The following is a 10,045-nucleotide window of genomic DNA, read 5'->3' as shown; positions in this document are numbered from 1 at the left end:
GGTGGCGGGTGCGGCGGGCCTGGTGGCGGACGCGGTGGCGGGTGCGGCGGGCCTGGTGGCGGACGCGGTGGCGGGTGCGGCGGGCCTGGTGGCGGACGCGGTGGCGGGTGCGGCGGGCCTGGTGGCGGGTGTGGTCAGCTGCGGGGGCGGTAGCGGCCGGACAGGCGGGCGAGCTTGAGACTGAGATGCAGGCTGAGCCGTTCCCCGCCGTCCTTGAGATCCGTCTCCGCCAGCTCCTCCACCCGCTGCAGCCGGTAGTACAGCGACGTCCGGTGCAGCCGCAGCCGCCTGGCGGTGGACACCGCGCTGCCGGCCAGGTCGAGGTAGGTCTCCAGCGTCTCCAGCAGCGGCAGGTGCTGCGGGTCGGCCAGCAGCCGTTCCAGCCCCGGATGCAGGTCCGCCTGCGGGACGTTGGCCAGCATCCGGTAGACGCCGAGCCTGGTCCACTCCACCGACCTGCCGAGGCCCTGCACCCTGGCCGCCACCTGCGCCGCGTGCAGGGCCTCGGCGTACGACTCGCCGGCCTCCGCGAGGGCCGGCCGGGGCCGGCCGATGCCGACCACGACGGGAAGCGCCATCGCCGCGTGCACCTCCTCGGCGGGCGGCGCGGCCGTGGTGAGGAGCGCGGCGTGGTCGTAGCGCACCAGGTGCAGCCCGCCGAGGCGGCGCCGTACGGTGAGCATGCCCTGCTCCAGCGCCAGCCGGGACCGCTCGGACGGCTCGGCGGCCAGCGGCGCGGCGACCAGCGCGGTGACCGGCAGGGCCTGCGGGAAGCCCGCCTCGACCAGGGTGCGGGCGGCGTCGCGGTCGCCGGACAGCACCCCGGTGACGGCCTCCAGCTCGCGGTGCGAGGCGAGACCGGTGGCCAGGCTCTCGTGGAACAGCGCCAGCGCCAGCGTGCCGGCGGCGGCCACGGCCTCGTCGATCTCGGCGGCCGTCATGGCGGGGGCGGTGTCGATGAACCACAGGAAGCCCATCAGTGCGCCGTCGTGCCGTACGGGGACGCACACCCGCGGCAGCAGGCCGAGCGCGGGCGCGCCGGGCGTGCGCAGCGGCCCGGTGGCCTCCAGGATGCCCGCGGCGTGCAGGAAGCCGCGCACCTCGGGTGTGGTGTGGCGGCGCAGGATCGAGTCGCGCCTGATGTCGTCCATCGCGCCGTCCTGCTCGGAGTAGGCGATGACGCGCTGGAGGCGGTCCTCCAGCAACAGGGGCCGTCCGAGACGGATGGCTAAGTCGTCGACGCTGCGCTGCAGCACTGCCTGGCCTTTTCAGCAAATGTCGGAAACCGCGGGTGGGCTCTTCCCTACAACTGAACGGTGATCTCCGTCAAGAGCGTCTATACCGTCCTAGATCGTGAATCTCCCGAAGAAGCTGCTGAAAGGCCTGCTGGCGGCCCTCGTGCTGGCCCCCATCGGCCTTGCGGCCACCCCCGCTTCCGCCGACCCTCCCAAGGACCCCGAGATCCCCTGGCGGCAGGACCACTGGCCGCAGACCCAGCCGTGGCAACGCGACCAGCCCGAGCCGGGCGAGCAGGCGCTGCGCGGCCGTCCCTCGGCCCCGATCGGTCCGATCGACCCGCAGAACTGGAAGAACCCCGACCACATGACGTGGGCGGACTACAAGAAGGTGCCGGACACCAACTGGGCCGACCCGAATATCAAGGGCTCCGTCCGCACCTTCAAGGGCGCGCTGGTGCTGCTCGACTACCCCAACCAGCCGTTCGTGGTCACCCAGCCCAAGGGCTCGACGATCTACCGCAACCCCAGCGCCGAGGCGCACGACGTGCCGCGCGACCAGGTCGCCACGTTCTACCAGAACTTCCTCAACACCCCCAACGCGCTCAACCGCGGCCACACCATCCACGAGTACTGGATGGAGGACTCCGGCGGCCGCTACGGCGTGGAGCTGTCCGGGTTCGGGCCCTACACGCTGTCGGGCAAGGACCACGAGTACGCCATGGAGTTCCAGGGCGGCACCGGCTGCCCCGCCGGCGACAACTGCAACAAGAACCTGCGCACCGAGGGCAAGGCGCTGTGGGTTGGCGCCATCGGCGAGGAGGAGGCCAAGAAGTTCGACTTCATCTTCTACCTCAGCGCCGGCCAGGACGAGTCGAGCACCTGGCAGGAGTTCGGGATGATGAAGTTCCCGAACAAGGAGGCCGTGACCGACGAGTGGGGCCCTGAGGACCCCAGCCTCCCCAACTGGGTCAGGACCCGCTACGTCGACTGGACCTCCTGGCAGGCCGGCTCCAACTTCTGGCCCAACGCCGAGATCGGCGTCAACTCCGTGCAGGCCGAGAGCTCGGGCATGGCCGTCTACGCGCACGAGCTGAGCCACATCCTCGGCGTGCTCGACAACTACAACAACCCGTACGCCAACCCGGTCCGCCGCGCCTACACCGGCGTGTGGGAGATGCTCAGCAGAGGCAGCTTCAACGGCCCCGGCGGCCCGCACAGCCGCTGGCTGATCCCGCCCACCTCGGGCGCCTCGATGGGCGCCCAGCACATGCTGCGCAACAAGATCAAGCTCAACATGGTCGACGAGAAGAACGTGCTGCGCCTGTCGCGCGACGCGCTCGACGAGTCGGGCCTGGTCACCGCCAGGGTCACCGCCCGCGCCGTCCAGCCGGGTCCTGACGGGCTGATGGGTCTCAACATCCAGTTCGACTCCGGCGACAAGTCGCCCGCCTGCCAGTGGCAGACCGACCCGCTGTGCGACGGCGGCGGCTACGAGAACTACACCGTCGAGGTCGTCGACCGGATGGGCACCGACTCCTTCACGCCCGACTCCGGCGTGCTGCTGGCCAAGACCAAGAACCAGGACCGGGCGCCGTTCGAGTGGGTGATCGACGCCAACCCGCAGGACATCAACATGACCGACTACGTCCTGCCGGACGGCACGAAGGTCCCGATCACCATCGGTGACTACCGTCAGCTGTCTGACGCGCTCTTCCACGCCGGGACCGACTCCGGCAGCGAGTACGAGTACGTCGACCAGGCCAACCGCCTGCACTTCTACGTCACCGACGTGCACCGCGACCGCAAGGGCACGCTCTCCTACACCGTCGCGGTCCGCTCGCTGGACGGCGCGGGGCCGCACCAGCGCGGCGTCAGGCTGCTGCCCGCCGCCGGCGTCCCGGCCGGCAAGGGTGTCTCCACCTGCAGGTTCCCGCTGTTCAACACCGGCAGGACGCGCGCCACGACGGCCGCGCACCCCGAGGACGTCTCCGCCTACCTCGGCGGCGACGTCTACCGCCTGAAGGCGTCGGTCTCGGGGCAGGGCTGGACCGCCCAGCTGCCCAACGCCCTGGCCGCGGTCGGCAACGGGCAGCAGGAGGCCGTCACGGTCAACGCCGTGCGTGCCGAAGGCGGCAGCCACCTGGCCAAGGTGACGCTGACCGCCACGTCCGAGTCGGACCCGTCCAAGACGGTGAGCGCCACCTGCCACGTGGTCGGCCTGTAACCGCCTGACGGGGTCGCCGCCCGGCGCCCGGGTAACCGCATGACAGGGTTACCGCGAAGGGTTCGGATAACCGTATGACAGGGTTACCGCGAGGTGCCCGGCTAACCAGCTGATGGGGTACGGCCCGGCCGTACCCCATCGGTCACTCCAGCCAGAGGCCGGCCAGCCCGAGCGCGAACAGCAGCCCGAGCAGCACCTCCACTCCATAGGCGATGTTCGTGCCCGTCTGGCCGAACAGCACGTAGGCGACGGCCGCGACGACGCAGCACACCAGCAGGACCACGTCGACCACGCCCAGGATGATCGCCACGACCAGCCTGAGCAGGAAGAGCACGAACCCGAGGCCGAACCACCGCGACATCGTCGAGTCGTCGTAGGCCCACCGCGACAGCGCGAAGGGCGAGTAGAACGAGCCGGCCCAGTAGGTGTTCCACCGCTCCACGGGACCCGGGACGTGTTCCTTGACCGTGACCTCGGCCTGCGCGAAGGTGATGGTCCGTACCTGACCGTCGGTGACGTCGATGAGCACCGTGCGGTCGACCACCTGGATCCTCGTGGTGCCGTTCACGACGGCGGTGAACTCGCCCTGGCCGGTCCTGACCTTGTAGATGTGGTCGAACCCGACCTCCGTCTGCCCCGGCGGGACCTCGGTGGCGTTGCGGACGATCACGTAGAGGGCGTCGTCCTCGCTGTCCGGCAGCGCGTACTCCGCGCCGATCGAGAAGACCCCCACGGGGGTGACGAGCGAGCTCTGCCCGCTCACCTTGAGCCCGTCGGGCCCCCACTCGAGGCTGACGGGGACGAACGCGGGACGGAAGCTGCCCTTCACCTGGGTGTCGGAACAGGCCGAGGTGCCGACCAGGACAGCGATCACAAGCAGGACGCGGATGATTCGTAAGGCGGAGACGTCTGCGGCACGCGCCAAAGGAGCCCCTTCCGTGGAGGCGCGGTGTGGTTGAAGGGACAACGGACGCACGGGCTCGGCGGTTCCGCGATCAGGGGTGGCGCGGGCCGTACGTGATCGGCTTGAATCACCTCCGAAGGGGGTGTGTGTTGCGACTGCCGGAGGAGGTTGCCCGGCCCCGGCGCAGGCGGCGGCACTGGCTGGCGCCCGTCGCGGCGGGTGCGGCCGCGGGAGCGGCCAGCATCCTGGCCGCGTCGCTGGAGTGGGAGATCCCGCCCGTGGCCAAGATCGGCGTGACCGCGCTCGCGGCGCTGCTGGTGGGCGTGACCACCTGGGCCACCACCGCCACCACCAGGAAAGAGCCGCAGCCGTCGCCGGAGGACCAGGCATGGCGGCCGCCCGACCAGTGGCCGCCGTCCCCCGAGCACTTCACCGGCCGCTCGGAGGCCCTGACCGAACTGCGCGCGGTCTTCACCGCCAGGCGCAGGTCCGACGAGCTCGGACCGCCGCTGGTCGTCTCCCTGTACGGCAGGGGCGGCGTCGGCAAGTCGGCGCTCATGGCCAGGTTCGGGCAGGAGATCGCCGACTGGTTCCCCGACGGCCGCCTCTACGCGAGCCTGCGCGGCATCAGACCTGACGAAGTCCTGATCGGTTTCCTGCGCGCGCTCGGGGTGCGGCTCACCACCGACCCCGGAGGGCTGGAGGAACTGCGCAAGCTGTGGCTGACCTGGACGAAGGGCCGCCGGATCCTCATCGGCCTCGACAACGTCGACGACGCCGAGCAGGTCAAGGCGCTCATCCCCGCCGAGCGCGGCTGCGCGGTCGTGGTCACCTCGCGCCAGCCGCTGTTCCTCATGAACGCCTACGACACCCAGCTGAGCGTCTTCAGCGAGGCGCAGGGCGTGGAACTGCTGGCCAGGCTGGCCGGCGGCGAGCGGATCGTCGACGACCTGGCCGCCGCCAAGGAGATCGTCAGGATCTGCGACTACCTGCCCCTGGCGATCAACATCTGCGGCGCGCGCCTGGCCACCAGGTCCGGCTGGTCGCTGCGCGAGCTGGCCAACCGGCTCGAGCGCCGCATCCTGGACCAGCTGGAGCTGGCCCCCACGATCGACAAGAGCGTCCGCGCCTCGGTGCAGCTCAGCTACGACGACTGCACCGGCATCCAGCGCCGGCTGCTGCGCCTGCTGTCTTCGCTGACCTCGCCCGACGTGCCCGGCTGGGTGGCCGGCGAGCTGCTGGACATCTCCGAGCTCGACGGCGCCGACCAGCTGGAGGCGCTGGTCGACGTGCAGCTGGCCGAGAGCTCGGGCACCGACCAGACCGGCGCCATGCGCTACCGCCTGCACGACCTGGTCCGGCTGTTCGCCGCCGAGCTGGAGGACGACCGGCGCGAGGCGGCCATCGAACGCGTCCTGTACGGCTACCGCCGCCGCGCCGAGGCCGCCGCCCAGGCCAGGTGGCCCCAGGACTGGGGCCGCACCGGACGCGTCGGCGACGCCGGCGGGCAGGCCCACGCCAGCGACTGGCTCAACGCCGAACGCCTCAGCCTGATGGCGATGATCCACCTGGCCAGGTCGATGGAGCTGTGGGAGCTGGTCTTCGGCCTCGGCAGGGCCTTCTGCTCGATCTGCCACTCCCTGCGCGCCTACTGGAGCGACTGGGGCGAGATCGCCGAGATCACCGTGGAGGCCGCCCGCCGGATGGGCGACCGGCGAGCGCTCGGCATCGCCCTGCTCGACCGCGCCGCCGTCCTCGGCGGTGGCGAGGCGGCCGAGGAGGCACTACGGATCTTCACCGAGCTCGGCGAGTCGTGGTGGGCGGCCAGGGCCATGCGCACGATCGGCATGCGGCTGTTCACCGGCGGCAACCTCGACCGCGCCCAGGGCTACCTCGTCGACGCGATCGCCGCCTTCGACGCCGAAGAGGACTACTGGTGGATGGCGCGCACCCAGCGCAACCTCGCCGAGCTCCGCCTGGCCGAACGGCGCTCCGAAGAGGCACGTGACCTGCTGGAGGACGCCCTCGCGGTCTTCAAACGGGACGGCAACCGCTACTCCGAGGCGCAGACGCTGCGCGCCTACGGCGAGGTGCTGGCCGCCCAGGCGCGCGGGCTCCACCGGGAGGGGGAGGCCAAGGCCGCCGCCGACCTGTTCACCAAGGCGGGCTTCAGCCTTGACCGGGCGGCCGAGATGTTCAGCAGCAGGGGCGAGCTGTGGGAAGAGGCGCGCTGCATGCGCGCCATGGGCGAGGTCGGCGACCCCGTCAACGGCCTGCGCGAGCTCGACTCGGTACGGCGGGCCGAGGAGATCCTCATCGCGCTCGGCGACTCCTGGGGTGTGGCCCGCACCCACCTGTCGTCAGGCAGGTCGCTGGCCAGGCTGGGCCGGATGGCCGAGGCGGAGAAGGAGCTCAAGCGCGCCGTCGCCGCCTTCGAGGAGCTCGGCGACCAGTGGTGGATGGCGCGCAGCCTGCGCTATCTCGGGGAGACGCACCTCGACGCGCGGGACCGGCGCGCCGCCGTACCGCCGCTGGAGCAGGCCCGCGAGATCTACCGCAGCCTCGGCAACGAGGCGGGGATGCGCAGGACCCTCGAACTGCTCAGGAGAGCGGAGTTCTGATCAGGTGGCCCGCCGCCCTGCGGGCGTCCTGGATCGACTGCTCGAACAGCTCCCGCACGTGGCGGGCCTGGTCGGCCAGCTGCTGGATGTGCGGCAGCGCCAGGTCGTCGCGCACCGTCTCGGCAAGCAGGTGCTGGTAGTCGGAGGTGCGGGCGGCCAGCATCTCCAGCCGCCGGTGGGCGCGGTAGACGTCGTCGGCCCGCAGCACCTGCACGGCGTACTCCTCCAGGTTGCGCACCCGCTGCGACAGCGAGGTCCAGGCCTGGTCCAGCGCCGTGGCGTACGGCGCGAACGCCGCCCTGAGGTTCCTCGGCAGGTCGGTCGGAACGATCCTGCGATGCTCGTCGTGCATGCGCGAGAGCTTGGCCAGCCGCCTGGCGATCTGCCATACCTCGTCGGGCAGCGTCACCCTGTTGTCGATGGAGTCGATCAACCCCGCCTTGTGCACCTCGGAGGCGAGGATGGTGTCGGCCGCGTCCTGCGCCCTGCGCAGCAGCACCTGGCAGGGATAGTCCAGATCCTCGGCCAGGACGTAGCGGTCGGCGTGCTCGTAGGCCAGCTTGAGCCGGCGGCGCGCCACCCTGTTGCCCTCGTCCGTCGCCATCCAGCGCATCAGCGCCACCAGCGACACGCCTACCAGGGCGACGATCATCCCGGCCGTGCTGGTCAGCATCCAGATCAGCAGCAGGAAGCCGGGCAGGACGAACAGCAGGGCCGTGTTGCGCGCGGGCTCGTGCTGCTTGCCCGCTCTCGCCATGTGCATCGCGTGGGGGCCCGCTCTGAGCTGTGCCGCGACCTCCTCGGGTAGAGAAGGATCGAGCACCGGACGCGGGGGAAATGCACGCGGATCCATCTCTTCATGCTGCGTTACAAATCGCGAATCCGCACAGCCTTATCCCGACATATAGGCTCCATCTCGATGAACGACTTCACGCGATGGATAGAGCTCGAAGGCGCCGCCAACGTTCGTGACCTGGGCGGACTCCCCACCACCGACGGCGCGACCACGCGCTCCGGCCGCATTCTCAGATCCGACAACCTGCAGGGACTGACCGACGCCGACATCGAGCTGCTCGTGGGCTCGCACAAGGTCAGGCACGTCGTCGACCTCCGCTCCGGCCCGGAGGTCACCCTCGAAGGTCCAGGACCCCTCACCACGGTCCCCGAGGTCACCATCCACCACCTGACCCTCTTCGCCGAGGGTGGCCGCCACACCGACGTCGACGCCGACCGGGCCCTGCCGTGGCAGGAACGGGGCGCCGACGACGACCTGCGCGTGACCGGGTTCTACTACGGCTACCTGCGCGACCGCCCCGACTCGGTCGTCTCCGCCCTGCGCGTCATGGCGAAGGACGACGGCGCGGCCATCGTGCACTGCGCGGCGGGCAAGGACCGCACCGGCGTGCTGTGCGCGCTCGCGCTCGAGGTCGCCGGGGCCACCCGCGAGGCCATCGTCGCCGACTACGAGGCGACCGGCGAACGCCTTGAGCAGGTGCTGGCCCGGCTGCGCGCCAGCGACACCTACCGCGACGACCTCGACTCCCGCCCCGCCGACGACCACCGGCCGCGGGCGAAGTACATGCTGCAGTTCCTCGGCGTGCTCGACGACCGGTTCGGCGGGCCGCTGCCGTGGCTGCACGCGCACGGCTGGACCGAGACCGACACCTACGCCCTCCGCTCCCGCCTCCGCGACTGATCCTCCCGACCCATCCGTCCGTACGGCCGCCGCCGCGCGTGCGCATCGGCGGAGGCGCCTGGACGTCCCGGTCCTGCGGGCCGTCCGGGGCGCGTGCGCGTCCCGCACGTCGGCGGCCAGGGGGTGGCCCGTCCCGCCGGGCAACGTCCACCGGCTGAACGCCCGGGTGCGTCGGCGGCCAGGGGGTGGCCCGTCCCTCCGGGGAACGCCCGCCGGCCGCCGACGCGCCGCTCCCTCGAAGAGGGTGGCCGCCAATGCGCCGCTCCCTTGAAGGGCGTCGGCCGGCGCCCGTCCGAGGTCCGTCCGGCTCCGAAGGGTCAGGGGATGCGCACCACCGTGCGTTCGTCGGCGGAACGGCGAGCGGCCTCGATGACGGCGAGGGCGTCGACCACGTCCCGAGGGTCGACAGGGGGCGCCGACCCGGTCCGGAGGCAGGCCGCGACCCCCAGGTAGAAGTCCAGGTAGGAGCCAGGCTCGGTGTGCACGCGTGCGGCCGACCCGATCGTGCCGAGCGTGCCCCACTGCTCCTCCGGATCCGCCCCGAACCCGGGGGCGTCCGGCGTCATCCCCGCCCGCAGCCGCTCCTCCTGCACGTCGAGGCCGTGCTTCTCGTACGCCGCCGACGAGCCGAGCACCCTGAACCGCGGCCCGAGCAGGGCGGCCACCGCGCTCACCCACAGGTGGGAGCGGGCCCCGCTGTCGTGGGTGAGCGCCAGGAAGGAGTCGTCGTCCGCGCCCACGCCGGCCCTGCGGATGTCGCTCTCGGCGTAGACCTCGCGCACCGGCCCGAGCAGTTGCAGCGCCTGGTCGACCAGGTGGCTGCCCAGGTCGTAGAGGAGCCCGCCGACCTCGTCGGCGCCGCCGCTCTCCCGCCAGCCGCCCTTGGGCACCGGCCGCCAGCGCTCGAAGCGCGACTCGAACCGGTGGACGTCCCCGAGCGCGCCCTCGGCCACCAGGCGGCGCAGGGTCAGGAAGTCGCCGTCCCACCGGCGGTTCTGGAACACGGTCAGCATCAGGCGCTTCTTGGCGGCCAGTTCGACCAGGTCGCGGGCCTCCTGGGCGGTTCTCGCGAGGGGCTTGTCGACGACGACGGGACGCCCCGCCTCCAGCGCGGCGGTGGCGAGGGGGACGTGGGTCCTGTTGGGCGAGGCGATCACCGCCAGGTCGCAGCGCGGCCACAGGTCGTCGGCGGCCTTCACCGCCGTCGCGCCGTACCTGGAGGAGACCTCGGCGGCCCTGCCGGGATCGCGGGTCACCACGGCGGCCAGTCTCAGGCCGGGCGTCGCGTGGATGAGCGGGGCGTGGAAGACGGCCCCCGCCGTGCCGTACCCGACCAGGCCCACTCGGATCTCGCTCATCACC

At 71.7% G+C, this 10,045-nt stretch carries 7 protein-coding genes; 3 read left to right on the top strand and 4 right to left on the bottom strand.

The features are described 5' to 3' along the window. Positions 1 to 134 precede the first annotated feature (134 nt). Positions 135 to 1,256: a PucR family transcriptional regulator gene (locus ACWDLG_RS26705; protein ID WP_449924731.1), complete on the bottom strand. Its 1,122-nt coding sequence runs from the start codon at positions 1,254 to 1,256 to the stop codon at positions 135 to 137. A 97-nt stretch (positions 1,257 to 1,353) separates the two neighbouring features. On the opposite strand from ACWDLG_RS26705, the gene ACWDLG_RS26700 reads away from it, so the two are divergent. Further along, complete coding sequence (locus ACWDLG_RS26700; RefSeq protein ID WP_449924728.1) at positions 1,354 to 3,462, top strand: M6 family metalloprotease domain-containing protein; 2,109 nt, start codon at positions 1,354 to 1,356, stop codon at positions 3,460 to 3,462. 142 nt (positions 3,463 to 3,604) lie between these two features. Here ACWDLG_RS26700 and ACWDLG_RS26695 read toward each other — a convergent pair whose 3' ends face one another. After that, positions 3,605 to 4,336, bottom strand: coding sequence for a hypothetical protein (locus tag ACWDLG_RS26695; RefSeq protein WP_449924725.1), 732 nt, complete (start codon positions 4,334 to 4,336; stop codon positions 3,605 to 3,607). A 176-nt stretch (positions 4,337 to 4,512) separates the two neighbouring features. On the opposite strand from ACWDLG_RS26695, the gene ACWDLG_RS26690 reads away from it, so the two are divergent. Further along, entirely contained in the window at positions 4,513 to 6,987 is a 2,475-nt protein-coding gene (locus ACWDLG_RS26690; RefSeq protein ID WP_449924722.1) for a tetratricopeptide repeat protein, read from the top strand. Here ACWDLG_RS26690 and ACWDLG_RS26685 read toward each other — a convergent pair. Then, positions 6,968 to 7,840, bottom strand: coding sequence for a hypothetical protein (locus ACWDLG_RS26685; protein ID WP_354904732.1), 873 nt, complete (start codon positions 7,838 to 7,840; stop codon positions 6,968 to 6,970). The two genes, ACWDLG_RS26690 and ACWDLG_RS26685, sit on opposite strands and share 20 nt — an antisense overlap. Before the next feature lie 66 nt (positions 7,841 to 7,906). On the opposite strand from ACWDLG_RS26685, the gene ACWDLG_RS26680 reads away from it, so the two are divergent. Then, positions 7,907 to 8,683: a tyrosine-protein phosphatase gene (locus ACWDLG_RS26680; protein WP_449924718.1), complete on the top strand. Its 777-nt coding sequence runs from the start codon at positions 7,907 to 7,909 to the stop codon at positions 8,681 to 8,683. Positions 8,684 to 9,000: 317 nt separating this feature from the next. Here ACWDLG_RS26680 and ACWDLG_RS26675 read toward each other — a convergent pair whose 3' ends face one another. Beyond that, a complete protein-coding gene (locus ACWDLG_RS26675) occupies positions 9,001 to 10,041 on the bottom strand; it encodes a Gfo/Idh/MocA family oxidoreductase (protein ID WP_449924715.1) in 1,041 nt (346 codons plus the stop codon). Positions 10,042 to 10,045 lie beyond the last annotated feature (4 nt).

It is taken from the genome of Nonomuraea sp. NPDC003727 (genome assembly GCF_053586935.1).
Note: the sequence above shows the minus strand (reverse complement) of the source record. Positions and strands in the feature narration are given on the sequence as shown.